Consider the following 25,053-nt stretch of genomic DNA (forward strand, 5'->3'; position numbering starts at 1 on the left):
GCATACAGCCAGGTTATGGGTGTGAATCCATTTCATTTTTCAGAGTAGATAATTCACAGGGAATCACAATAGCCACGCAACTTGAAACCTATAATGATGCCAAGAAAACTGCAATATATTCAATCAAATAGTTTTCATAAAATCTTGGCTTCAAATAACTTGATGTTTGGGCTTGATAATTATATATTGATCCTGCCACCTAAGAATAAAAGATAATTGTATAAACGAAGGGAACGAAAACAATGACAAATCAATATTTACCTACAATATCTAATCCAATAGGAGAAATTCAGTAATTCTAATTGCTGTTTATTTAGAGTTACTTTATATAACTCGTTACTATCATAGAAATAAACAAAACGGATGGTTCAATTAAAGCTGAAGATCACTGATGATAAGGAGTCAAACATGAGGAGAAGCTGACCATAGAAGAACAGCAGCAATTTGAGCAGCTGGCCTCCAAGCTGGCCCCGTACTTCGAGAAGATTAACGGAACCGTCAACCCGTAAGAAAATGAGCAGGGACCCATCCGATGTGGATTGGGGCCCTTTTCTCACACATTATATGAGATCTAACATTCAACTAACTCTTTGGCTCCGTTCATCATTAAGGGCATAGCCTGTTTAACGAATGATTCCGCACTTATTGGACACCCCTCATTGTTCCAAACGTAAGCAGCACCATACATCCCCCAACTTAACATGATAGCAGCTGTATTTATTAAGAAGTGCGCGTTTGGACTCGATAGCATCTTGTCTTGGTCTATAAAGGAAAGAATGATCGTTTGAATTTTTTCCTTTATTTGAATTTCGAATACAGGTCCAAGCGATGTATACCTTCTTTTGCACATCGTGCTTAGACCCTTGTGAAAATCGCACACACCCAGAAAAATACTCTGAATTGTTTCCTCATTTAATACTTCGTGACCGTCTATTCTACGCTTTATGATTGTCATAAATGATTCCATTAGTTTGGCCTCAAGAATTTCGAATTTATCTACAAAGTGCGCATAAAAAGTCGCTCTGTTAACAGTAGCCCGCTCTGCTATATCCCTAACGGTTATCGATTTAAAGTCTTTTTCTTGAATTAATGAAGCAAAAGCGTCTTGAAGGAGTCGCCGTGTACGTATCACACGAGGATCAGCTTCATTCTTTTTAATTGTCATCTTTAAGATCTCCCCTAATAAAACGACATTATAGAAATGGTGTTGTCTATACAACGGTTTATGGTTATTGATGATTGCGTACCATTCGGTTGGTATTATAACATATAAATACAACAAGTGTTGTTCAAACGACTCATGTTGTATTGGAACATATGCAGAATGCTGCTTTTCCAAAAGGGAGGAAAAAAACATGTCGGTTTCACAACCGTCTCTAACGATGGAGCACCAACTTTTTTTTGATGTTATTGGAGAACGCCGGTCGGTTCGTAGCTATGATCCCGAGATCAAAATTTCGCGGGAGGAATTGACCGAAATATTGCGGCAAGCTACGCTGGCTCCTTCAGCCGCTAACCTGCAGCCGTGGCGTTTTCTTGTTATCGACTCGCCGGAGCTGAAGCAGAAGCTGCTTCCGATCGCATTCAATCAACAGCAAGTGGTCGAGGCTTCGGCTGTCATTGCGGTACTCGGAGATTTGGAGTGTTATAAATCGGCCGAGAAAATCTACGGAATGGCGGTCGATGCGGGTTACATGCCTGCAGAAACGGCTAAATCGTTCGTGGAACGCTATACCGGGATGTATTCGAGCATGCCGCCCGAGGACATCCGCGAAAAAGTTTATACCGACGGCGGGCTAGTATCGATGCAACTCATGCTTGTCGCCCGCGCTAAAGGCTACGACACGGTACCGATGGGCGGCTACGACAAACAAAAGTTCATGGAAGCGTTCCTCATATCAGAACGCTGCGTTCCGATTATGCTCATCGCCATCGGCAAGGCGGCGAAGTCAGGTCATCCGACGGTGAGGCTGGCAGTCGATGATGTAGCTTTCTTTAACGAAATGCCTAAAGAATAACAAAATGTAAAAGATGACGAATGTATTAGAAGCGTCGATTTGGCCTCATCGAAGAAGAAGAGAAGATGTCGAGGATATCAAAGGACAAGAACATTGTCCCATTCAAATTCGCTTATTTAGCGGCTTTCGTATTATTAGGTCAGCCAGAAATATTCTGGTTGGCCTATTTTTATGGGTGTTTTACGATGGTGGTAGCCGGGAGAAAGAGGGCAGACTTAGGGAGTAGTTCCACTGTGGAATATGAGAAGAAGTGATCAGCTAGTGGTGTTGGCAATGAGCTCAAGCTCTAATGAAAGTTTATTATACAAGTAAGAGCCTAATTACCTGCAGGAGTTAAAACATCGTGTTCGTGGAACTGAAACATTTTATTAACCAGTTGACCTTACTGAATTGAAGGACAACAGTGAAAATTGAGCGACTTATGGCCATTACGATCCTTCTATTAAACCGCAAACGCGTACAGGCCCAAGAATTCGCTGCTCGTCTGGAGGTTCCCCTCTCTACAGCCTTGCGAGGCATTCAATTTACACAGGCATTTGGCAACCAAAAATTAGACGGGCTGCTCGATAAAGTTGGCGCATTGGTTTCGAAGACAGAACAAGGTCGTATGGCTAGTGCTGATCAGGTCATCATAGACTTAAATCCGTGGAAAAGCAGTTTTTCCGAACGAAACAAGTATGACACGCGCATAAAGCCGTAAGTGATAAAAGGCTGATCCTGTTTACATATACCGACGGACAAGGGGAGAAACGGAACGTTGCATTGAACCTATGGGACTGGTGCTCAAAGGCTACACGTGATATCTTCACGGTTATTGCTTAAACCGAGATGATTACCGCATGTTCAGGCTTTCTCGGATCCGGAATCTACTCATTCTTGAGGATACGTTCCGGCCCCGAATGGAGACGCTTTCTGAGTTGGAATGAAAATTGGGGTCCGAAGCGCGATTCCAAGATGGTTGATCTGGTGCTTAGATTTACAGGACAGGCTAAGGTTCCAGCAGAAGATCATTTTGATTCAGAAGAAATTGAACGACAACCCGATGGTTTGCTTATCATTCGGGTCCAATATCCGGATAACGACTGGTTAATCGGCTTTTCACTTCATTTTAGAACGGATTTGTTCATTCTTGAACCCCTGCATATTGCTGAAGAGGTACGGAAAAGCGCTTTGGAGATATCTAAACTTTATATCGATCGTTGACACACAGTTGTCAACAAGCCTGGTTTATGATGAGTTTAAATAGAGAGACACATTAATCAGTCACAAGAAAAAATACAAGAAATTAGAGGAGGCTTTCCAAATATGACTCATCCAGAACAACAAAGTGCGCGCAGTGGCCACCAGAGCACTGAGTTCAAGCCTTTCCGCATCGATGTTCCGCAGGCTGACCTTGATGAATTACGAGACCGTTTAACCCGCATCCGTTGGCCGGATGCTTTGGCAGGCGTAAGTTGGGACTATGGAGTTCCTGTTGATTACCTCAAGGAACTGGCGGAATACTGGAAATCCAAATATGACTGGCGCAAACACGAGGAAACGCTTAACAAATTCCCACAGTTCACCACCACCATTGACGGACAGAACATACACTTTCTGCATGTACGTTCACCAGAAACTAGAGCAATGCCGCTGATCATCACACATGGTTGGCCGGGTTCGATCGTTGAGTTCATGAACATTATAAGACCGCTCACCGATCCCCGTGCTCATGGCGGTAACCCGGCAGATGCTTTCCATGTTGTTATACCATCACTACCCGGCTTTGGCTTTTCTGGACCGACAACCGAGGTAGGGTGGAACATTGGTCGAGTAGCCAGAGCTTGGGCTGAACTGATGCGTCGACTAGGTTATGAACGTTACGGCGTACAAGGTGGGGACACTGGATCAATGGTCTCTCCAGAACTTGGACGATTTGCACCAGACTCTGTCATTGGGATACATGCAAACGGGCTTACAACATTCCCGTCCGGAGATCCCTCAGAATTGCTTGATTTAACTGAAATTGAGCGAGCGCGCTACAGTACGTTGACTGAGCAAAGCTATGAGACAGCGGGTTATGCGATTATACAATCTACTCGACCTCAGACGCTTGCCTATGGTCTCACTGACTCGCCCGTCGGTCAGCTTGCTTGGATCGTTGAGAAGTTCAAGGAATGGACAGACCCTATAGCAAATCTACCAGAAGATGCCGTTGATCTCGACCACTTACTAACAAATGTCACATTGTATTGGTTGACCGGAACGGCAGGATCATCGGCACGGATTTATAAAGAGGAAGCGAAGTCATGGGGTATGCCTGCTCAGCGCTCTACTGTTCCTACCGGTGTTGCGGTTTTTCCGAAAGACCTCTCAATCAGAGCTATTGTCGAACGTGAGCATAACGTCGTGTACTGGTCTGAATTCGATCGCGGTGGTCACTTTGCAGCAATGGAAGCACCTGACCTGTTAGTTAATGACATCCGAAAGTTTTTTGGTCAGCTTCGCTAAGAAAGTTAGAACTAGTAGGATGAGTCAGAAATTAAACGATGAACTAAAAGCAGCATTCGTGACGACTAAATCCGTTATTCCGTTCATGAGTGAACAAAAGTTTGGACGTATTATTTATGTATCCAGTAGTTTTGGTAAGAATCCATCATGAAGTTAGCTAATCAACAGTTATTCAACTAACGGGAAACTCTAGTTGAATAGACCCAGTCTAAAAACCTTTTATTTAGAAGTAAACGAGAATAAATTGCTCTAATAGGAGGTTTGACTATGATTTCAAGTGAACTTTGGCATCATTCTTGTTATTCTTGGAATCAGTAGCGCAATTATTGCAATCTTCGCGATGCTGGTATTTGTGCTTTAAATTCCGCAAGACGGGCAATTCGGACTGGAGGTTTTGGCCGCTATGTTTGGACGATTCTTAATCTTGACGGACATTGCGTGGCTGATTATTGTAGGGATTCATGGAGCCAAGCTCGGAGCTTATTAATAAGTGTAATCGAGATATACGCAGAAGAAAAAAAACATGTACACATGCGGGAGGAAGGATATTAACCATGACAGGAGTCCAACATGATCATATCATCATTTCTGGAGCGAGGGAGAATAACCTCAAAAACGTTTCTTTGCTTATACCCAAAAGGAAAATCACCGTATTCACCGGGGTATCCGGATCCGGAAAGTCTTCCATCGTATTCGATACGATTGCAGCGGAATCGACGCGGTTATTGAATGAAAACTTCAGCATGTTCGTACGAAATTTCCTGCCTCGGATACCGCAGCCTGATACGGACGCCATAGAGAACCTAAGCATGGCCGTCATTGTGGATCAGAAGAGGTTAGGCGGCGGCTCTCATTCTACTGTGGGCACGATAACCGATATCGCCCCGATCCTTCGTCTTCTTTTCTCAAGAGTGGGTCAACCCCATTTCGGACAAGCAAGTCTATTCTCGTTTAATGATCCGCAAGGAATGTGTCCGGAGTGTAGCGGATTGGGACGCAGGCTTGGGGTAGATGTGAGGAAAGCGGTGGATATGTCGTGCTCGCTGCGCGAAGGGGCTATTAAGCTGCCGGATTACGCAGTGGACGGATGGGAATGGAATATGGTTATCCAATCGGGGGCTCTAGACCCGGACAAGAAGCTGAACGCTTATTCGGAAGAAGAGCTTGATCGGCTGCTGTACGCAAAGGCGAGGAAAGTGCAGATGGATTTCGCGGGAAAAGCAATGAATATGACGGTGGAGGGCGTTATCGAGAAATTCACCAACAAATACATCAAGCAGGACGTGAAAACGAAGTCCGAACGGACCCAAAAAGCGGTTGTGCCTTTCCTCTCGGAGGGGCCTTGCACGAGTTGCCGCGGAGCGAGACTCAGCGAAGCTACGCTGAGGTGCAGAATTAATGGACGCAATATTGCAGAGATGACTTCAATCGAGGTTGGCCAGCTAATGAATGTCATACGGGAGATTGATGACGCTGTTGCCGAGCCGATCGTGAGATCACTGATGGAACGGCTGCAACATCTCGTCGATATTGGACTGGATTATTTGACATTGGATCGCGAAACGGATACATTGTCCGGCGGCGAATCACAGCGCGTGAAGATGGTGAAGCATTTGAGCGGCAGCCTAGTTGATGTCACGTACATCTTCGACGAACCTAGCGTGGGGCTGCATCCTCGCGATGTACATCGATTGAACGAATTGCTCCAGAGGCTCCGAGATAAAGGGAATACGGTAATTGTCGTCGAACATGATCCCGATGTCATCAAAGTGGCGGATCATATCGTGGATGTTGGACCCCATGCGGGCAGCAGAGGAGGCCAAATCGTATACGAAGGCAGTTTCCACGGTTTGCTGGAGTCTGGTACGCTGACGGGCAACTATATGAGACGGCCGCTTGTCCTGAAGCAAGATTGCAGACGGCCATCCGGCAAAATGCCGATTCGGGACGCTTGCCTCCATAATTTGCGGCATGTGAATGTAGATATTCCTACCGGCATATTGACAGTCGTTACCGGAGTCGCCGGTTCAGGGAAAAGCACGTTGATTAACGAGTTATTCCTGAAGCAATATCCGGATGCGATCGTCATCAACCAGTCGGCGGTTGGCGTGTCTACGCGGTCGAATCCCGCAACGTACACGGGCATTATGGATGACATCCGCAAAGCGTTCGCTTCCGCCAACAAAATCAATCAAGGCTTATTCAGCTTTAACTCCAAGGGAGCGTGCGAGAATTGCCACGGGCTAGGCGCGGTGTATACGGATCTTGCTTTTCTCGACAGCGTGAAGCTGCCATGCGAAGCATGCGGCGGGCGGCGGTTCAAGGAAGAGGTACTAGCTTACCAATTGGACGGCAAGTCTATTGCGGAAGTGTTGGAAATGACGGTAGAACAAGCACTGGGTTTCTTTCAGTTGAAAGGCATCGTGCGCAAGCTCCAGGCCATGAGCGATGTCGGGCTGGGCTACATTACGCTGGGACAGCCGCTCAGTACCCTGTCCGGCGGAGAATGCCAACGCATCAAGCTGGCCAGCGAACTGCATAAGGATGGAAGCACCTATGTCATGGATGAGCCGACGACAGGCTTGCATATGTCTGATATCGGCCTTCTAATGGACATTATGAACCGACTTGTGGACATAGGAAATACAGTTATCGTGATCGAGCATAACCTTGACGTCATCAGCCAGGCGGATTGGATTATCGATATGGGGCCCGATGGCGGCAGCAGGGGCGGTCAGATCGTATTTGAGGGACAACCTTCGCAAATCATTGAAGCAGAGCAATCGCTGACGGGCAAATACTTGAATAATTAATTCGGCATGAACCCCCCTGAAACCCTAGCCGTATCAAGGGTTTTGGGGATTTTTCTATTCATCCAGGGGTATACAAAGTTACGTAGTCAGTACAATGAGAATGGGATCGACGCCCTAAAACCAAAGATAAAGTGGCGTCATAGTATGACTAATAAAAAATAAAATCTTAGTAGTAATTAAGGTTTCTCAGTAGTGCTGCTGTATTGCAGATAATCTAAAAACCGTTTGAACGCAAGAGAGGTGGACTTCTTATCTTAAGGCCAATCTTACGGAAGGATGGGAACTCAAGCTAACAATAATTCGATAAGGGATACGTTGCTGCTCTTTTTAGCGAGGCTTAAAGCAATTTGTCTCTCTAAGAGTTTCTTCAGTTGCTCTAAAGCATCGATCTGATGTTTTACGGTGTTCAGTTTCTCATTATACAATGTGAGCATTTCTTCGCAATACTCATATTCATCTGGGTCGGCTACTTCTTCTTTAAACAAATTTTGAATCTGATCGACGGTTAGACCCAGTCTCAAAATCTCTGTAGTTATTCTCTAGTCGGTATGCTTGAAGCAACCCTTCTCCTCGTAGTGCCGTATCGGTCTGCTGCTGACATTTGTCAGACTCGATAACTTACTGATCTTCACTTTGTTTAGCCCCCTTTTGCATTATAAAAGAGAATTATATTCCAACTTGATAAAGAGAAGAAGATACTTTTAGTAGAAGTAATCGATTGTATTCCTATAATGTGTTAGTGGTGAGTCGTACTAGCAGCTTCGGTAACGCGAACTATATTTTCTTGGAATTCATTGTTGACACCTAGTTGTCAACAATGGGGGAGTAAAATGTCTATATTGAGACTGATGAAAGGATGTTCAATATGGAAATGAATGAGCTATTGGAATTCATGCGGGGTATGAATGTGCTCGGGAGACGGCCTGGAATGGAAGGGTGTGAAAGCAGTGGCTGAGAAAAAAATACGATTACCCGGAAACGCCGAAGGTGATTTCTACGTAAACTCGGCTTGCGTCGATTGCGATATTTGCCGGCAGCTGGCGCCTGACATTTTCTCCCCGATGGAGGGCTTGTCCGTTGTCATTCAGCAGCCTGAAACTGACGAAAGTAGGCGGCGGGCGTTCCATTCTTTACTGGCTTGTCCTACGGGCGCGATTGGTACCGAATCGAAAGACGGGCTTGTCGAAGCCATGAATGAGTTCCCGCTACCATTGTCAGAGGATGTGTACTACTGCGGCTACTCTTCGGCTAAATCATACGGTGGCCATAGCTATTTCATTCAGCGTCACGACGGTAACTGGCTGATCGACGCTCCGCGCTTCGTGCCAGCGCTGGCGAAGAAATTGCTTGAATTCGGCGGCATTAGCACCATATTCTTAACTCATAACGATACAGATGAAAAAAGCGATGCTGATCGATATGCTAACTGCTTCGGGGCGGAAGTCGTTCTCCACGCCGACGAGGATGCCAAACGAGACGGGACAGAACGCCTATTGACGGGTACGAATTCCGTTCATTGGCATCCGGATCTGACTTTATTGCCCGTGCCTGGTCATACGAGGGGCCACACGGTGCTACTGTATAAAAACACTTATTTGTTCGCGGGGGATCACCTCCATTGGGACCGGTATACGCCCGGGCTCGGCGCGGTACGGGATTACTGTTTTTATTCTTGGATCGAGCAGACGGACTCCATGGAGCGGCTGGCGCGGCATTCGTTCCGATGGGTGCTCCCTCGCCATGGGGAGTGGATCGAGTTGGATCGAACATCCATGAAACAAGCAATGATTGATTTGATAGAACGAATGAGAAATACGGATTGAAGGCAATCAACGGAGGGATAAGGGATGAAGCTGGAGAGATTGATGGCGATTACAATAATCCTGCTAAAGCGCAAGCGCGTACAGGCGCATGAATTGGCCGAGCAGCTACAGGTATCACTTCGGACGGTTTATCGCGACCTGGAGTCGCTTAATCTCGCCGGGATCCCCATTGTATCTTATACGGGGGCAGAGGGCGGCTTCGAGATTCTGGATAGCTTCCGGCTCGATCGACAGCTGCTGTCGTACGATGAATTGACGTCACTCATAATCGCGCTGCAAGGCTTGAAATCTACAGGAACAATGAACGAAAACAAGTTGGAGCGGCTTATGGATAAAGTCGGAGCCTTGGTTGCTCGGGCGGAGCAAGGAGGACTGGACTACAGGGATCACTTGCGAATCGACTTTTCTCCCTGGAGGAATAGCGAAGCCGATCGTACCAAATTCGAACTGCTGCGGCAGACGCTTCGCGAGCGACGCGTCGTCGTCTTTACCTACGTGGACGGCAAGGGTGAGGTCACAACCCTCCGTTCCGTGGAGCCCATGGAGCTGGCTCTAAAAGGAAACGTCTGGTATCTCTGTCTGAAGCGGAACGAATACCGCTCGTTCCGGCTTTCGCGCGTTCGGGATCTGCAGGCAACCCCAGAGCGGTTCGTACGAAGGCAATTACCTGTCTCCGACAGCCAGAAGAGGGACCGCCAGACTCCAGAATACGGAGCTACAATCGAGCTGGTGCTCCGGTTTAAGGGAGCGGCGATGGCCGCCGCGTCTGATCACTTCGAAGAGCATGAGTTAGAATGGCAGCCGGACGGCTCGTTAATCGTGCGGACGACGTTGCCAGACCAGCCGTGGATTATCGACTTTTTGCTTCATTTCCGTACGGACGTTGTTGTCGTCGAGCCCGGCAGCATCGCAATGAAGCTAAGGGCTGCCGCGCTCTCGATCGCATCATTGTACGATATTTCGCCGGGAGTCGAGCCGGATTTAGGAGAGGGGATATCTCGATCATGCAATCAAAGTGGAAACAAAGCTTCGGGCTGACTTTCAGTGGTGGCGCGATATCATACCCGTGCCCATGTTTGAGTTCACTGTTCTTTGCTTTGAATGAAGTATAGGGCAGCAGGCGTTAACCTGTTTCCCATCCCATTGGACGATAACAAAGAATGGTACCGAATTCATCATCTGTTTGGTGATTTTCTGTAAAAGCCGTTGAGAGATCATAGCTCTGGAATAAGAATGGACCTATACAATGCGGTTGCTATATGGTGCGAGTCGTCGGGACTGCTGGAAGAAGCCGTGGATTACTATTTAGCCGGACATTACTTTACGGAAGCCATACGTTTGCTTGAGAAGTTGAGAAGCATCATGATTCGCAGGGAGTTCTCGACCTTACGTCAACGAGTATAATCAATGTATGCCAAATAAAGGAGGTGTGAGTTATATGGAGAGCCGACGTTTCTCATCCGCATTGGGCGAATTTATCAAAACGCGCCGATATCGGCTTCAGCCTGAAGAAGTGGGAATCAAGCCATTCCCCGGCCGAAGGCGTACCCCTGGACTTCGAAGGGAGGAAGTCGCCTATCTTGCTAATGTTAGTGTAACTTACTATACCTGGCTGGAGCAGGGCCGAGAGAAGAATCCTTCCCCTGATGTGTTGTCCCAAATCAGCCAAGCGCTGCAGCTGGACGAGGACGAGCGGAAGCACTTATTCAATCTGGCCGCACCCGATCCGGTTCGTTTCAGTATTGCACCGAAACCAGAAAAACTCGATGTCGGATTTCTGCAAAACCTTGTGGATCAATTGCGTTATCCTTCTTTCATCGCAAATGAGGTTGCCGATATGATTGTTTGGAATCGGGGACCAGAGCTCGTTATTGCGGATTTCGGTCGTCTGTCGGAAGGTGAACGAAACATGGTGACGCTGCTGTTTCTCGATCCGGAGTACCCGAAAAGGCTTGTGAATTGGGAAGAATTCGCCCGTTACATGACAGCATTAATTCGGGCAAGCTTCGACCGTAACAAAGACAACCCAATGTACATGGAACGATTCGAACTTTTGAGACGGAACAGCGAAGACTTCGTACGTTTGTGGAAGTGGCATGAAATTCGGCAAAAAAGCTCTGTTCCTGTCCATTATCTCTTTCCGGACGGACAGAAGTTGGAGTTCACGATCCATTGTGCTGCCGCCATCGACAATGACCCTGGACTGCACTGGTGCTTTCTCGTACCGACGCCTGGTACAGGCACGGAGGAGAGACTCGCGCTCCTGCTAACACAGAACTCCGAATCGTCACCCTCATCCTAACCTATCAGTCCCGTTAATAGTATAGAGGCACTGTGGTTAGCCCCTCCTGTCATTGGTATGATCAAGACAACTTCAACGACTAGGGGGTTGTTTCATGATTTCATATCATTATCAAGGCAAGCTGGCCGTGGTCACCGGCGCCTCTTCCGGAATCGGCGAGGCGTATGCCAAAGAGCTGGCTGCTCGAGGCTGCCATGTCGTACTGACCGCACGTTCAAAAGATAAGCTGGAAGCGTTGGCCGGCGAAATGAAACGCAAGCACGGCGTGCAGGCGTATGCCCTGCCGAGCGATTTGTCCAAAGCAGGTGCCCCGCGCCAACTATCCCAAACCATAGGCGATCTCGGCCTTACGGTCGATATTCTTATTAATAACGCAGGCTTCGGCACATACGGCCGATTTGAGGATATAGATCCGGAGCGAGAGCAGGAAGAGATTATGCTGAACACCGCTGCGCTTGTCGACCTGACGCATCACTTTCTGCCCGGCATGTAGGGGCGTAAGGATGGAATCGTCGTAAACGTGGCTTCAATGGCCGCGTTTGCGCCTTGCGCCTATTCAGCTGTTTACGGTGCTGCCAAAGCATTCGTGTTATCTTTCACCGAAGCGCTATGGGCGGAAACACGCGGACGCGGTGTCCGAGTACTTGCCCTGTGCCCGGGTGCGACTGATACAGGTTTTTTCGATGCTGTCGGCAGCCGGGACATAGCGGCGGGCAGCGCGATGTCCACCCCGGAGAACGTTGTTCAAGCCGGATTTCGTGGAATCGATAGAGGCAGCAGTTATATCATCGACGGGCGCAACAATTTCATGGCCGCACAGTTGGGTCGTTTTCTTCCCCGACGCAGAGTAGCTTTGATTATGGAACGCATTTCGCGCCCCAAAGCACACTGAGAGGTATCGGAGGACAAAAACATTGTGTCATTTCGGATTAGGTAATTATCTAAATAGTACCATGATGGAGATCATGTGGGGACGAATGTATGGGGTTGAACGCATCATTTTGATTGAACTTATATTTCTGACTGTTGGTATTGTAATACGTTCTTTATCTGGCGCAGCTAATCTATATAGGGACTGCAATTCTTGGGTTCGCAATTGCCGTATGTAATGTATTATTGCCCAGTTCTCATTGTACATTAACTCCTCTGTACTGCAGAGTTGATGCATTGATATACTAACGGGGAACGTACAGCGGCATTCTAGGATTTTGTGTCCTAAAATGCCGCGGTTTCTATATCCTTTTAGCTGACGCTGAGGATGAATGGAAGGGAGGACCTATCGACCATATGGTCCAGCCTTCCTATGCTACAGAGCTCAGATATATGTTGAAGGATGCGCATGCAAAAGGGTGCAGGTAATATTAGCTGGGCAACTGAACAATTAGTTAGCGAGCTGATTAAAGGAAAAGTAGGTAAGACGAAAGCTCCTGCATCAAAAGCTTGATCTTTGCAAAAATGAAGAGGCTGGCAATCACTGCTCCCTGTTTTGTAACCATTTAACCGTCCCAATGAGACCTATGAGTCCGATTAAGAAAACCAGTAAATAACTAGTACCCAACAAGGGAAATGAAGATACTCCGCTTCCCTGCAAATGCAAAGCAGGTACAGACCAGGGCAGATACGTGCCAATGGCAGTAGGACCGAATACCAATGCCAGCATCAAAGTTGTAAAAGCAAAGCCGATCGGCACCAGGTAACCGCGTGATATACAGGCTAACAGGGCAAGAGGTGCACTTAATAATAGGTGGAGAGCGCCAATTATAAGTATTAGGAACAAATAATGTTGTACAATTGCAAACGAAAAGCCAGGAAGTCCAATAGCAAAACCAAGTATTAAGACATAAGCAAAGCTGATCAACATCATTACAAAACACCAGAATATAATTGCGACATATTTAGCAATCGCTATTTTACCGCGCGATATAGGCAAAACGAGCAAATCCTTAAGCGTCCGATCAGAATACTCACGGCCAAATGTCCAGCTTGTCACCAATCCAAACCCCAGCAGCCCAAACACGGATGCATACAAAAACGCAGTTCGTTCAAAAAAAGAAGGCCAATCGGGCTGTCCCAAGAACAACGTGGTGACAAACAATATAAACAGAAGCGTGCCCCATAAAACAAAGGATCGACGCAATTTGTAAACTTCAACGCTACAGGCTGTCAGCAATAGTCTCATTCCGTTTTCCCTCCTCAACTCCGATCACTTTGAGAAAATAATGTTCCAAATTCTCTTCTTCAATGTTAAGCATCGTGAGCGGCACTTCATGCTGAGCAAGCAATTTCGCAATATGTTCGGGATGCTTCACGGCATGATCATCCGGTAGTGCAAGGCAGTTATTCGAAGTCGAATGTACTGCATACCCGGAGTCTGAAAGAATAGCTTGAGCCTTCCGAGCATCCTTCGTACCGATCATCAACTGCTTTCGGCGGATGGTTTCAAAGTCTTTTGTTGTCAGTTCTTCAAGTAAAACGCCTTTGTGAATAATGCCGATTCGAGAAGCCATTTTGGACATTTCCTCAAGGATATGGCTCGATATAAATACGGTAACCCCTTGTTGAGAAGCTAGAGCTTTCAGCATCTCCCTTATCTCGACAATTCCGGCTGGATCAAGCGCATTGGTTGGCTCATCAAGAATCAGAACGTCTGGTTTATGAATTAACGCTTTGGCCAATCCAAGTTTCTGCGCGTTACCAAGTGACAAATCTCTTGCCTTACTATCCGCATATTGGGTCAAATTCAATTGCTCCAGAATTTCGTCAACTGCCCTCGGAACCGGTAATCCTCGCAATCTGGCCATCAAACTCAAGTTTTCCCTAACCGTAAAGGTAGGGTAGGCATAGGGAACTTCCACCATAAAACCTACTCGTCTTGACAAATCCGGATTCCCATTCGCCCAGCGCTGACCAAACAAATACACTTCTCCGGAAGAAGGCTTGCTCATTCCGAGAAGAGATCGGATGGTTGTCGTTTTCCCTGCGCCATTCAACCCCAGGAATCCATAGATTTCTCCTTTTTTAACGGAAATCGAAACGCGATCTACAATGACTTTATTTCCGTATTGCTTTGTCAAGTTAACCGTTCGAATAATTTCTTCCATAGAAACAGTCCTTCCATAACCTAAATTAAACGAATATAAGAGCCGGCAGCCATATGAGATGTTGAAAAGAATTCCGCCAGCCTTGTCCAAATCAGTTTGCGCGATAAATGGAATTCAAGTAATTCGAAATCGTTGCGGTATCATTAATGGAGGCCCGCAGTGCGATGTAACCGTCGGGACGAATCAATACGAATTCATTACTTGTTACATCGTAAATTCGATAGGCATTCCCTGCTACGTCTATCATGCCTTCCACTCTTTCCACATGCGATGGAAGGATGCAATGCACATGAAGTTCGTCGTAGGTGAAGTTCTCCAAAGAAAGATGATCTGTGCGGTTTACAAAAGCCAAAAGAGTCCAGTGTGGACCACGCAATAGGTCAAATACACTTCCCGCAAAATCTGTACCTTGCAGACCCTCGGCATTAGGAGCACGATTCCCGGGCAATGAACGGGTAACATTCGTTCGAGCAGACGGGTGGGTAAGAGAACTTGACCGATAGGAAATGAGAAGCCCACTCGTCAGATCGTCGGATATGGTGCTCAAAGATAGGGACAACCCTCCGCCTTCAGTCGCCGTTCCTATGACCCCATCCATCTTCTTCGAGCTGTCCTCAAGCACGGCTTGAGCCACTGGGCGGCGCTCCTCATCGTACGTGTCTAGCAAGGCGGTGTCCGCTCCGCGTATGACAGTTGCCAGCTTCCAGCCGAGATTGTACGCGTCCTGCATCCCCGTATTCATGCCTTGACCGCCGGCCGGCGAATGAACATGAGCAGCATCGCCGGCAAGGAAGACCCGGCCATTGCGGTAGCATTCAACCATACGGACGTTGACCCGGTAGATGGAAAGCCAGGAAGCATCCGTGAGCCGAACAAGTCCTGCCCCAGCCCGGCGGTCAAACATGGCTTGATACGCCACTAGCGATGGCTGCTCTGGTTCTTCAATGTCTGCCGGAATTGTAGCCTGCAGCTGCCAAATATCGGATTTCGGTAGCGGTGTCACCCCGACCATCCCCTCCGAAGATGTCCAGATATGGATATGGTCACGATCTAACCCTTCCAATCGTACATCGCCAAGATACCATCGCTCATCATCGTGTGTTTCTCCAACCAGCTGCAACTGAATAAACTTGCGGATATTGCTTTTGCCCCCGTCAGCGCCGACGACATAACGAGCGCGAATTTGCTCTTCTCCTTGCGGTGTATTCACGGTTACCGTCACACCATCCAAATCCTGTTCAAGCCCTACAGCTTCCACGCCCAACTCGACTTGACCGCCAAGCGCCGCATAGCGGTCGCGCAATGCTTTTTCCACATCATACTGAGCAATCCAGACCGGATCACGATAGGGTGTCTCCAGTTCGGCACTGGCTGCAACGGTAATAGCCGGCTTGTCCACATTCCTGCCATCTGCGGTATAGTAACGAACAGGCAAATCCACAACACCTGTGTCCACAATGTAACGAACGGCCTCCAAATCATCAACAACCTCAAGCGAGCGGGGCTGGATTGCTTTGGCGCGAGACGCTACGTTATATAAGGCGCTTCGTTCAATAATACGATGGTCGACGTTTCGACGGGCAATGTCACAGGCAAGTGTAAGCCCTGTTGGTCCGGCCCCGACAATGAGAACATCAACAAAAGACTGCACGGTTTTCATGGATAAAATCCTCCTTAATCATTGATTGTGATATGTTGCATTGATTATACTACACCGTGCAGTGTAGCTTGTAAAGTGGAACTCATTTTTGATAGTATACCTATAGGGGGGAAACATAAGGATGGATAATACGGAAAACAAAAAAATCCGCAAAGGCTCTTCAGACAAACGAGCCAAAATTATTGCGGCAGCACGAGACCTGTTTCTTTCAGATGGGTTTGATCGTTCCAGCGTCGATGCAGTCGCTGCTAAAGCGGGAGTTTCCAAACGGACCGTTTATGATTATTATGGCGACAAACAGAACTTGCTGCTTGCTGTTGTGGAAGAAACCAGTGAGGCGGTTCTGGACATGATCAAGAAAGGGATATCAGACTACCTCTGGGAATTCGAGGATCTGGAGCAGGCGCTCATCTTATTCTGCGAACAATTCGTAGCTTCTGCGAACGGTTCGTCCGATTACAGCGCTTTGATCCGTCTGGTTACAATGGAAGCGGCCAACCTGCCAGGCTCGTTTTTAGAAAAGCTGGATAACGCAACGGAAGAGGGGATTATCAGGAGGTTTACCGAGTTTGGACAAACCGGACTGCTCGATGTGCCAGATCCTGTAATGGCTACAAAGCACTTCGCTGCCTTAACGTTTTTGTTGGTATTTGATCAACCGATAAAAGCAAGCAATTTGGAGGAGGAACAAACCCAACGCATCATCTCAGAAGGCGTACGCGTCTTTCTTTGCGCTTATGGAAAACGCACTGTTTAAAACGAAAATCAGCCATCAAACTGATTGCGGTTTGCTTAACGATAAAAGACTGCCATATATATGTCGAGGGGCAAGAACATCGTCCCATTGAAGTCGATATTTTAGCGGCTTTTTATTTTATAGGTACAAGTTTTTGTCCCAAGCCAAGGACAAGAACTTGTACCCATTACGGGAATGGACAAGAACATAGTCCGATTATAGATTAGATAAATATCTAATTATGAGATCCTCAGCTTAATTATTGCTGGTTCCTTAATTTCTACATCACCGCTCAATAATGCTCTTTTGCGTTGTCAGAAGTAAGTCCAAACCATATTCCAATATTAAAGTATGACAGACACTTTTCCTAAATAAGACAAACTCAGTTTAGCCTGGTTCTTGTTCGCCGCACGATAGAGAAGAAGATGTACTCTGTGGGCATGTCGCACCATTGTTACATGCCTTATTTTCAGCCTTCGTTCAACTAACAGGAAGGATAATTCCAAAATATGTGTTAGAATTGCGATGGTTTTAATAGAGAACGTTACGGTAAATTTTAAATATTTACTGTATAGGATAGAGTTATCACCGTACCTCTATAAGCTAGAGAATGCGAATTATCATTACGAGAGTAAGAGTAACTAATGTGTGTCATATGATCGTTCCATCGACGAAGCAACCAGTCCAAAGAAAACGGTAGAGGACTGACAGTAGGAAGCAATGACACAAAAAGAAAGAGGGTTGTGATAGGGAAAAGGTGGAACTTCTCCCAGTCTGTACTCGTAATAATTAAGTATGTTCATTCAAATATGAACGATACTTATCTAAAGGAGAATACATAATATGAAAAACTGGAAACACATGCTCTTGTCTCTCACCATCTCAGTAGGTTTGCTAGCTTCAGCAGCGCCGGCCCTGGCTGCACCTCAAGAAGAGACATCCATTAAAGTCAATGATCAGGCAGTAGAGTATACTGCAGGGGCACCAATTAATAATAAGGGAACAACATTGGTTCCGCTTCGCTCTACGCTGGATGCGATGGACGTAAAACTGAAGACTGCGACAGATGATACGATTACGGCCGTTGTGGATGGAAAAACGATTACTCTTAAAAACAAGCTAACACGTATTAATGGTGTAACGTATGCACCCATCCGTATCGTTGGAGACGCAATAGGTTACGAAGTAAACTGGGATGCGAAGACACGTACTGTGCTGCTCGTCTCCAAAGGAACAGAAACGGCTGAAAAAACGGGTAGCCGCGGCTTCATGTGGGAAGTGGAAAGCAACGGAAATACCGTATATCTGGTGGGCTCCATGCATCTTGCAGATGATAGCTTCTATCCCTTACATGAAGAGTTTGAAGAAGCTTTTGCTGAAGCGGATTACTTGGGCGTAGAGCTTGATGTGAGTAAAGGAACAGACGAAGCACAACAACAGTTAATCCTGGATCTGGGATCTTATCAAGATGGGACGACACTGAAGGATCATGTTTCAAGCGAAACGTATGCCAAGCTAGGGGATATTTTGAAGAAAAACGGATTGGAGCCGGATGTGCTGGATGAATTCAAGCCTTGGGTTGTAGAAAATACACTCGCCAGCCTTAAGACTACGCCTGCTGGATATGAAGGTTCGGCAGGGGTGGATCTGTATTTTGTTCAAAAGGCTATTGAACGAAAACTTCCAATTATTGAACTAGAATCTTACGAGTTTCAACTGAACATGTTCAATAACTTCTCCAAAGAGCTGCAGGAGGAGAATCTGAATACAACACTCGATAACTTCGATGTGTTGGATGATGATATGAACCAGTTGGCTGAGATGTGGAAAACGGGGAACGACGAGCAGTTGTTAGAATTCACAAACACCTACTCGGATAACGAAGAGTACAACAAAGCAATGCTAATCGACCGTAACATCGGCATGGCTAATAAGATCGATGGATATTTGAAGAGTGATAAAAAAGAAGAGTACTTTATTGTGATAGGTGCTGCTCACTACTTAGGGGAGCATGGGATTGTGAAGTTGCTTGAGGATAAAGGATACTCTGTGGAACGGAAATAGTTCAATTTTGTTAGTGAAACAAGAGATTCCTTTGTCCCAATTGATAGAATATGGATTTACTAAGGTAAAGGTCAAGATGTACATCTTGACCTTTACTTTTTACTATCTAACTGGTCGAGTTTATTTAAACCGAGAACAATGCAATAGGATTTAGCAGTCCAGGGTGAAAAACGTGTAAGCAAGCTTAATTTAAAGTAAAATATTAATATTACTGTCGAGGGACAAGAACATTGTGTCATTTCGGATTAGGTCATTATCTAAATAGTATTATGATGGAGATCATGTGGCTAGATAAAAGCATATGAATATAAGACTTCGCCCACCGGCAACAATCGCAACATCATATATTTCGGCCTCAATCTTGGTCATCTTCCTTCTACCTCCCTGATCAACATCACAATCTTCAAAAGCTATTGGCAAGCCAAGTTTGCACGGATTCGGCTTCAGGCTTCCAGCCAAGCAAGTTTCGAGCATGTACAGAGCGAATTCGGCAATTCGTCGCAAGTGTATATTGAGCCAGAAGGCCAAATTCAGCAACCGCTTCCTCCAGAGACCAGCTCACCGTGCGTCCCTCATATCCAAGCGCCTCACTCACGTAACGGCTTAGATCACGGAACGATTCCTCGCCATTTTCTGCGAAAAAGTAAGAGGAGGATGGCGCTTTGTCTAGCGCAAGAAGGTACAATTGGACCAAGTCACGAATATGGACGTTCGACCATCTGTTCAGACCTTTGCCAATATATACTCCGGCGTTCATTTCTTTCGATTTCTGTACAATCATTGGAAGCTGAATGCTGTCTCTTGGAAGTCCGAGAGACGTTCCATATACCATGGAAGGTACGATGACAATGCCTCGCACTCCTTGATCGACCCCTGCTTTACGCACCAGCTCATTGACTCGAATCGATTCCAAGTCCCTTGTTACAGGCGTTTCTTCGTTATAGATTTGCTCGCTCTGGAATTCGCCCTTGGCATCATCCCCAACGTTGCCTGAACCGGATGTGTGAATCAACGGCTTTCCTGTACCGCGCAAAGCACTAACAAACGTCTCAATAGCCTTGCGGTGAGCAACGTCAGCTGTATGAATCACTCCATCGCTCCGTTTTGCGTAATCAGCCAGTATTTCCGTATCTCCAAGTGTGCCCACGACAGGCTCCACTCCAAGCTCTTTCAGCTCGTTTATTTGGCTGGTACTCCGGGTCAGACCATAGATAGAATGCCCTGCATCGAGCAATACTTTAGCCACAGAACTTCCAATATATCCGGTAACGCCTGTCATAAATATTTTCATCGTTCGTCATCTCCCTAATCTAAGTTCTTAAAAGTAAAGTGATACGATCTGTCACTGCCTCCTATACTTACATTAAAAATAAGATATTATAGATGTTTTATATCTATAATAGGGGCAAAAAAAGGTGCGTGATTCAGCTTGCATTCATACAAAGAACCAGTTCCTTTGATCCCATGGACATGAAGTGCATAGTCGAGTTAAGAATAATTCATTTGCGCTCCTATTATCGACTCATCGAGTCCATAATCGACTGACTTAGCTCATTTTAGGGCTACGGATTACATATGTCAAGTACCTGGCTCGCCTAAACCGACATAAACCAATGTAATCTTAAACTTGTTCTCTTAGCATCCCGTATTAGACGGATTGCATAGCAACGTATTCCACATGCTAGAACTGCCAAGCGTACCAGAAGACTACCGCTGAATGTCGCATCATCCAGACTTAGCGATATAGGGTCTGTCACAAAAATAGCAGCGATTATTATACCGATGGCACTTAGCCCTAGAATAAAGAGTCCTGTGTATCCTGCAATATTACGAGCCTGTGAGAGGATCACAATTTCAACGCTAATTAGACTCACTGCTAACAATCCAAAGGCAAGATGCATTAACCAACCAAATTCACCTAATGCGTATTACTGTACTTTGTGCTTAGATGCATTACGGTAAACCGTATCATAAATAAGAGCAAGTTTTTTTGAGGGGTTCCTTGTGGGGCATGGATTTGTATATATGTGTGCAGGTTTCGGGCCATGGTAACGCTGAAAAGGTACATAGGGCTATCGCTTTTGGAGTGGAGCATCCTCGTCACATCTGAAAAGACCTGGAATAACCTTAAGACAACAGATGGGCGTGTTGTTGTGTAGGGAAACTAGAGCCAACTGCCATCCTTCCCGCAACAGCTCCGCCAGTTATGCTCTGAGATTCCTTAGCATTCGCGTAGGAGATGCGCGTTGCAAGGGGCACGACCAAATTGGTAGTGAATCTTAAAAAAACCGGGCGACAATCATGAACAAGATCGCCAGTAAAACCAATCGATATGCCCAGTTCATCTATCAACTGGCTGCAATGTTTGTCGTATCAAGGGAAGATGAGTTGCACGGGAATGACGGCGTTCTTAGGAGAATAAATATCTTCCATTTGTTCACGTAACAGCTTTACGGCTGTTCGTGCCATTTCCTGTTCATCCTGCTGTACATAAGCTACGCCTGAAAGATGTGGATTATCGAAAGATAGCAAATCGATATTTGAGTGATTGTTCAGACGACTTATAGCGGCCGATGTAAGGCGTGCGGTTTCTTCAGTCAAGGAGAAGGCGGCCGAAATTCCACTGTGGTCCTGCAAGAAGTCGCTTACATAGTCCAATGCTTGCTCGCCGCGCAGAATGTCAAGAGGGATGTGACACCACAAGCTCTTGTCAATCGATATGCCTTGATCTGTGTAAGCCTTTTCGAATCCGAGCGTGCGATCCTCGACGGCTGTATTGGCATTCTCAGGTGAGATGAGCGCAATCTGTTGATGACTCTTGGATAGCAAATGGGAGACAGCTTTGTACGCACCGCCGTAATTGTCGGATGTAATGGTGTACGTCTCAATGTTCCGCAGATAGCGGTCGATGAAAACGCACGGGAATTTATCGAGCGACAGACGCAGTAATGATTCGTTGTACTTCTCATCTTCTGTCGGAAAAACGATCAGCCCCTTCACACCGATCTCCATTAGTGTACGAATGACATTGGATTCGATAGAGGAGGATTCGCGCGTGATGCTTAGTACCATGCTGAGGCCGGCTTCTTGCAGGAATTGTTCCGTGTAGTCAACGATCTTCTGAATGACACGGGTTCTCATCGTCGGAATGATGAAGCCGATGAGTGGCATGGACGACGCGCTGCGGGATGGCAGAGAATGGATGCTAAAAACATCAAGACTAGAGGAGACGAATGAGCCTTTGCCTTGTACGCGTATAATTAATCCTTCGTCAGCTAGTAGGGTTAGGGCGTTCTTGACGGTTATTTTACTTACTCTGAATTCATCCATTAGTTCTTGCTCAGAAGGAATCCGGTCCGTTGGCCGAAGCTGCCCTGATTTAATTTTCTGTATGATATCTTCTCGAATTTGTTTGTAGAGCGCCAGTTTTTTCAAAAAGGTGCATCTCCCCATAAATTTTATGATTTTATAATCAATTGGTTATATAAAGCATATTTCATATATATTATAATACGGCATGTAAAGCGCTTACAATATGGAATCTGAGAAATTGTTGCGAAGGGGTCTTTTCTTTGAACGGTTAGAATTATGTTAAGGATGGTGGTGCCAAGGTAGATTGAACCCGCTTAAATTAACAGAACTAACTAGTCAGCCGACTTTTCAAATGCATAACAAAAAAAGAGAGGATGACGAACAAATGAAAAAACGCAGTACTTTCATCTCCATCGTTACAGTCCTTATTATGTCACTTGTTTTTACAGCATGTGGTAACTCTTCTGATTCAAAAACGGAAACACAGCAGTTAGGCGCTAATGCTGGTGAGAATGCTACAGAATTGTCATTCTGGACATTCGTAGATTTGCATGGCATGCATTTAGATAAAATGCTGGGGTTATGGAATCAACAAAACCCAGACAAACAGATTAAGTTGAATGTAACGGTTATGCCTTACGATGATATGCACAACAAGCTCTTATTGGCAGTTACAAGCGGAAAAGGTGCTCCTGATATCGCGGATATCGAGCTTGGTCAATTCCCTAAATTCTTGGAAGGTAACAACGTTCCACTAGAACCATTAAATGATGTATTTGCACCATACAAAGACGTTGTTGTTCCTTCACGTGTCGAGATTTACTCCAAAGCCGACCAGATTTATGGCTTTGACTATCACGTAGGTGCTACGCTTGCTTTCTACAACACTGAAATTCTTGAACAAGCAGGTGTTGACTACAAGACAATCAAAACTTGGGAAGATTATAAACAAGCAGGTATCAAGGTTTATGAGAAGACGGGTAAGTACTTAGGAACTGCTGATACATCAGCAATATGGCAAGGGTCGCTGTTGCTTGCTCAGCAAAACGCTGATTTCACAGATGAGAATGGCAATCCAAAAGTTAACTCGCCTGAAATGATTAAAGCGTATGAAATGTTAGTCGATCTGCAGAAGAACAATGTTATTCATACGATCCCTGGTGGACAACCGGATACAGAAGAAGCAAAAGGCGAATACAACAAAGGCAACTACGCAAGCGCATTGATGCCTGAGTGGTACATGTCTCGCTTTGTAAACGAAATGAAGGACCTTAAAGGTAAGTATGCAATTGCTCCATTGCCTGTATTTGAAGAAGGTAATCCTCGTTCCGTTGGCTTAGGCGGTACTGGCACAGTTGTTACCAAGAATGGTAAAGACGTTCAGTTGGCAAAAGAATTTGTAGCTTTTGCTAAGCTTTCGAAAGAAGCTACTACTGAAATCTGGAATACGCTTGGATTCGACCCAATCAACATGGAAGTATGGAAAGATGAGGCTGTAACGAAAAACCCTGATAACGAATACGTCCAATACTTTAAAACAAATGCATTTGATACTTTGAATGAAATCAAAGACGAAATTCTAGCTATCAAATCCGTTAAAGCTTCACCGACGATCGGCAATGTCCTCAATACGGTTACTTTGAATGCTATCTTTGAAGATGGCCAAGACGTGAAGGAAGCGCTGGATGAAGCACAAGCAGCAATTGAACAAGAATTGAAATAAATATAATAAGTAAATGATTTGATTAAACCTGTCGGTAGGTATAGTGGTCGGCAGGTTTAATCTTAGTCAAGGGAGATTGAGAATATGATAAAGAAATTTGTATACTCTCAAAAAGTTGCGCCTTATGTTTTTGTATTGCCATTTATACTCATATTTTTGATATTCTGGTTTTATCCGCTTGTAAATTCATTCGTAATGAGCTTTCAAGATAGGATGTTGGGACAGGATCCTAAATGGATTGGTGAAGCCAATTATTCGAAATTATTAACAGATAAGGTGTTTTTGACGGCTATTAAAAATAGCATTGTGTACATGTTAGGAACCTTAGTGCTGTTAATTCCTTTTCCAATGTTATTCGCCGTTATGATAAACAGTCAGTTAATGGTGGGAAGAGAGTTTTTTAAATCTTCGTTCTTTCTCCCTGCATTGACATCTGTCGCAGTTGCGGGTACCATTTTCCGCCTTACATTCGGTGAAATGGAAGGTTCATTAATGAACAGTTTCCTAGGTCTATTTGGTGTAGAGCCTATTAAATTCTTGAAAGACGGAGAATGGAGTATGGCAGCACTGTTAATCCTCGCATGTTGGAGATGGACAGGCGTTAATATGCTTTACTATCTATCCGGTTTGAAAAGCATTGACAATGAATATTATGAGGCTGCTTCAATTGACGGGGCATCTGCTTGGCAGAAGTTTAGACTGATCACAATGCCATTATTGAAGCCGACCACGGTATATGTTACGACAATTAGTGTTTATGCAGGTTTAGCAATGTTTACCGAGAGCCTAATGATGTTTAACGGTAACAATTCACCCAAAAATATTGGCTTAACCATTGTCGGATATCTGTATAGACAAGGGATTGAGCAGAATAAGCTGGGTTACGCAGCTGCAGTTGGTATCGTTCTGTTAGTCATTGCTATGGTTATCAATTTAACGCAGTTGAAATTTAGTGGAATGTTCAAAAAGGAGGAGGATTAAAGTGGGCAACAGCCAGACGAGGAATGACTT

At 45.6% G+C, this 25,053-nt stretch carries 20 protein-coding genes and 4 pseudogenes; 17 read left to right on the forward strand and 7 right to left on the reverse strand.

All coding sequences use genetic code 11. The features are described 5' to 3' along the window. Positions 1-571: 571 nt before the first annotated feature. Positions 572-1,165: a TetR/AcrR family transcriptional regulator gene (locus M1D71_RS15270; RefSeq protein ID WP_458122650.1), complete on the reverse strand. Its 594-nt coding sequence runs from the start codon at positions 1,163-1,165 to the stop codon at positions 572-574. A 190-nt stretch (positions 1,166-1,355) separates the two neighbouring features. Between M1D71_RS15270 and M1D71_RS15275 the strand changes: the two genes are divergently transcribed. From M1D71_RS15275 to M1D71_RS15305, 7 genes and pseudogenes are all read left to right on the forward strand, one after another. Then, positions 1,356-2,018: a nitroreductase family protein gene (locus tag M1D71_RS15275; RefSeq protein ID WP_458122651.1), complete on the forward strand. Its 663-nt coding sequence runs from the start codon at positions 1,356-1,358 to the stop codon at positions 2,016-2,018. 403 nt (positions 2,019-2,421) lie between these two features. Then, entirely contained in the window at positions 2,422-2,718 is a 297-nt protein-coding gene (locus M1D71_RS15280; protein ID WP_458122652.1) for a hypothetical protein, read from the forward strand. 130 nt (positions 2,719-2,848) lie between these two features. Continuing rightward, a pseudogene (locus M1D71_RS15285) lies at positions 2,849-2,944 on the forward strand (hypothetical protein); the annotation flags it as partial. A 28-nt stretch (positions 2,945-2,972) separates the two neighbouring features. Next, positions 2,973-3,221, forward strand: a complete 249-nt coding sequence (locus M1D71_RS15290; RefSeq protein ID WP_458122653.1) for a WCX domain-containing protein — start codon at positions 2,973-2,975, stop codon at positions 3,219-3,221. Between the two features lie 102 nt (positions 3,222-3,323). Continuing rightward, positions 3,324-4,508 carry an epoxide hydrolase family protein gene (locus M1D71_RS15295; protein WP_458122654.1) on the forward strand — a complete coding sequence of 395 codons (1,185 nt, stop codon included), beginning with the start codon at positions 3,324-3,326 and terminating at the stop codon, positions 4,506-4,508. Positions 4,509-4,527: 19 nt separating this feature from the next. Further along, positions 4,528-4,659: an SDR family NAD(P)-dependent oxidoreductase gene (locus tag M1D71_RS15300; protein WP_458122655.1), complete on the forward strand. Its 132-nt coding sequence runs from the start codon at positions 4,528-4,530 to the stop codon at positions 4,657-4,659. Between the two features lie 403 nt (positions 4,660-5,062). Beyond that, positions 5,063-7,321 (forward strand): ATP-binding cassette domain-containing protein, encoded by a 2,259-nt coding sequence (locus M1D71_RS15305; RefSeq protein WP_458122656.1) that lies wholly within the window; start codon positions 5,063-5,065, stop codon positions 7,319-7,321. Between the two features lie 284 nt (positions 7,322-7,605). Here M1D71_RS15305 and M1D71_RS15310 read toward each other — a convergent pair. Further along, positions 7,606-7,953: pseudogene (locus M1D71_RS15310) on the reverse strand (MerR family DNA-binding transcriptional regulator). 273 nt (positions 7,954-8,226) lie between these two features. Here M1D71_RS15310 and M1D71_RS15315 point away from each other — a divergent pair. The 6 genes and pseudogenes from M1D71_RS15315 to M1D71_RS15340 form a co-directional block, all read left to right on the forward strand. Then, positions 8,227-9,144, forward strand: coding sequence for an MBL fold metallo-hydrolase (locus M1D71_RS15315; RefSeq protein WP_458122657.1), 918 nt, complete (start codon positions 8,227-8,229; stop codon positions 9,142-9,144). A 24-nt stretch (positions 9,145-9,168) separates the two neighbouring features. After that, on the forward strand, positions 9,169-10,182 hold the full coding sequence (locus M1D71_RS15320) for a helix-turn-helix transcriptional regulator (protein WP_458122658.1): 1,014 nt from the start codon (positions 9,169-9,171) through the stop codon (positions 10,180-10,182). Positions 10,183-10,377: 195 nt separating this feature from the next. Continuing rightward, the gene (locus tag M1D71_RS15325; protein ID WP_458122659.1) at positions 10,378-10,548 is read left to right on the forward strand and encodes a hypothetical protein; all 171 of its coding nucleotides are present in this window, start codon (positions 10,378-10,380) and stop codon (positions 10,546-10,548) included. 34 nt (positions 10,549-10,582) lie between these two features. Beyond that, positions 10,583-11,446 carry a helix-turn-helix transcriptional regulator gene (locus M1D71_RS15330; RefSeq protein ID WP_458122660.1) on the forward strand — a complete coding sequence of 288 codons (864 nt, stop codon included), beginning with the start codon at positions 10,583-10,585 and terminating at the stop codon, positions 11,444-11,446. 94 nt (positions 11,447-11,540) lie between these two features. Further along, positions 11,541-12,338, forward strand: a pseudogene (locus M1D71_RS15335) (SDR family NAD(P)-dependent oxidoreductase). A gap of 79 nt (positions 12,339-12,417) precedes the next feature. Next, positions 12,418-12,571: pseudogene (locus M1D71_RS15340) on the forward strand (MFS transporter); the annotation flags it as partial. Positions 12,572-12,917: 346 nt separating this feature from the next. Here M1D71_RS15340 and M1D71_RS15345 read toward each other — a convergent pair. From M1D71_RS15345 to M1D71_RS15355, 3 genes are all read right to left on the reverse strand, one after another. After that, positions 12,918-13,625 carry an ABC transporter permease gene (locus M1D71_RS15345; protein WP_458122661.1) on the reverse strand — a complete coding sequence of 236 codons (708 nt, stop codon included), beginning with the start codon at positions 13,623-13,625 and terminating at the stop codon, positions 12,918-12,920. Beyond that, on the reverse strand, positions 13,600-14,547 hold the full coding sequence (locus M1D71_RS15350; RefSeq protein WP_458122662.1) for an ABC transporter ATP-binding protein: 948 nt from the start codon (positions 14,545-14,547) through the stop codon (positions 13,600-13,602). The genes M1D71_RS15345 and M1D71_RS15350 overlap by 26 nt, the downstream gene beginning before the upstream one ends. Positions 14,548-14,638: 91 nt before the next feature. After that, positions 14,639-16,207, reverse strand: a complete 1,569-nt coding sequence (locus tag M1D71_RS15355) for an FAD-dependent monooxygenase (RefSeq protein ID WP_458122663.1) — start codon at positions 16,205-16,207, stop codon at positions 14,639-14,641. A 121-nt stretch (positions 16,208-16,328) separates the two neighbouring features. On the opposite strand from M1D71_RS15355, the gene M1D71_RS15360 reads away from it, so the two are divergent. Both M1D71_RS15360 and M1D71_RS15365 read left to right on the forward strand, forming a co-directional pair. After that, on the forward strand, positions 16,329-16,964 hold the full coding sequence (locus M1D71_RS15360; protein ID WP_458122664.1) for a TetR/AcrR family transcriptional regulator: 636 nt from the start codon (positions 16,329-16,331) through the stop codon (positions 16,962-16,964). Between the two features lie 822 nt (positions 16,965-17,786). Beyond that, a complete protein-coding gene (locus tag M1D71_RS15365) occupies positions 17,787-19,007 on the forward strand; it encodes a TraB/GumN family protein (RefSeq protein ID WP_458122665.1) in 1,221 nt (406 codons plus the stop codon). 403 nt (positions 19,008-19,410) lie between these two features. Here the strand turns inward: M1D71_RS15365 and M1D71_RS15370 are convergent, their stop codons facing one another. Further along, a complete protein-coding gene (locus tag M1D71_RS15370) occupies positions 19,411-20,298 on the reverse strand; it encodes an NAD-dependent epimerase/dehydratase family protein (protein ID WP_458122666.1) in 888 nt (295 codons plus the stop codon). Between the two features lie 1,082 nt (positions 20,299-21,380). Continuing rightward, entirely contained in the window at positions 21,381-22,442 is a 1,062-nt protein-coding gene (locus M1D71_RS15375; RefSeq protein WP_458122667.1) for a GntR family transcriptional regulator, read from the reverse strand. A 262-nt stretch (positions 22,443-22,704) separates the two neighbouring features. Here M1D71_RS15375 and M1D71_RS15380 point away from each other — a divergent pair, with 262 nt between their 5' ends. Together M1D71_RS15380 and M1D71_RS15385 are read left to right on the forward strand one after the other, a co-directional pair. Then, complete coding sequence (locus tag M1D71_RS15380; RefSeq protein ID WP_458122668.1) at positions 22,705-24,042, forward strand: ABC transporter substrate-binding protein; 1,338 nt, start codon at positions 22,705-22,707, stop codon at positions 24,040-24,042. 84 nt (positions 24,043-24,126) lie between these two features. After that, positions 24,127-25,023, forward strand: a complete 897-nt coding sequence (locus tag M1D71_RS15385; RefSeq protein WP_458122669.1) for a carbohydrate ABC transporter permease — start codon at positions 24,127-24,129, stop codon at positions 25,021-25,023. The last annotated feature ends 30 nt before the right edge of the window (positions 25,024-25,053 follow it).

It is taken from the genome of Paenibacillus sp. Z3-2 (assembly GCF_054161325.1).

Coding starts and splice junctions, on each gene's coding strand:
- M1D71_RS15270 (WP_458122650.1), bottom strand. CDS start 1,165: ATGACAATTAAAAAGAATGAAGCTGATCCTCGTGTGATACGTACACGG.
- M1D71_RS15300 (WP_458122655.1), top strand. CDS start 4,528: ATGAGTCAGAAATTAAACGATGAACTAAAAGCAGCATTCGTGACGACT.
- M1D71_RS15315 (WP_458122657.1), top strand. CDS start 8,227: ATGTGCTCGGGAGACGGCCTGGAATGGAAGGGTGTGAAAGCAGTGGCT.
- M1D71_RS15330 (WP_458122660.1), top strand. CDS start 10,583: ATGGAGAGCCGACGTTTCTCATCCGCATTGGGCGAATTTATCAAAACG.
- M1D71_RS15325 (WP_458122659.1), top strand. CDS start 10,378: ATGGACCTATACAATGCGGTTGCTATATGGTGCGAGTCGTCGGGACTG.
- M1D71_RS15355 (WP_458122663.1), bottom strand. CDS start 16,207: ATGAAAACCGTGCAGTCTTTTGTTGATGTTCTCATTGTCGGGGCCGGA.
- M1D71_RS15305 (WP_458122656.1), top strand. CDS start 5,063: ATGACAGGAGTCCAACATGATCATATCATCATTTCTGGAGCGAGGGAG.
- M1D71_RS15370 (WP_458122666.1), bottom strand. CDS start 20,298: ATGAAAATATTTATGACAGGCGTTACCGGATATATTGGAAGTTCTGTG.
- M1D71_RS15295 (WP_458122654.1), top strand. CDS start 3,324: ATGACTCATCCAGAACAACAAAGTGCGCGCAGTGGCCACCAGAGCACT.
- M1D71_RS15345 (WP_458122661.1), bottom strand. CDS start 13,625: ATGAGACTATTGCTGACAGCCTGTAGCGTTGAAGTTTACAAATTGCGT.
- M1D71_RS15320 (WP_458122658.1), top strand. CDS start 9,169: ATGAAGCTGGAGAGATTGATGGCGATTACAATAATCCTGCTAAAGCGC.
- M1D71_RS15385 (WP_458122669.1), top strand. CDS start 24,127: ATGATAAAGAAATTTGTATACTCTCAAAAAGTTGCGCCTTATGTTTTT.
- M1D71_RS15350 (WP_458122662.1), bottom strand. CDS start 14,547: ATGGAAGAAATTATTCGAACGGTTAACTTGACAAAGCAATACGGAAAT.
- M1D71_RS15380 (WP_458122668.1), top strand. CDS start 22,705: ATGAAAAAACGCAGTACTTTCATCTCCATCGTTACAGTCCTTATTATG.
- M1D71_RS15360 (WP_458122664.1), top strand. CDS start 16,329: ATGGATAATACGGAAAACAAAAAAATCCGCAAAGGCTCTTCAGACAAA.
- M1D71_RS15275 (WP_458122651.1), top strand. CDS start 1,356: ATGTCGGTTTCACAACCGTCTCTAACGATGGAGCACCAACTTTTTTTT.
- M1D71_RS15365 (WP_458122665.1), top strand. CDS start 17,787: ATGAAAAACTGGAAACACATGCTCTTGTCTCTCACCATCTCAGTAGGT.
- M1D71_RS15290 (WP_458122653.1), top strand. CDS start 2,973: ATGGTTGATCTGGTGCTTAGATTTACAGGACAGGCTAAGGTTCCAGCA.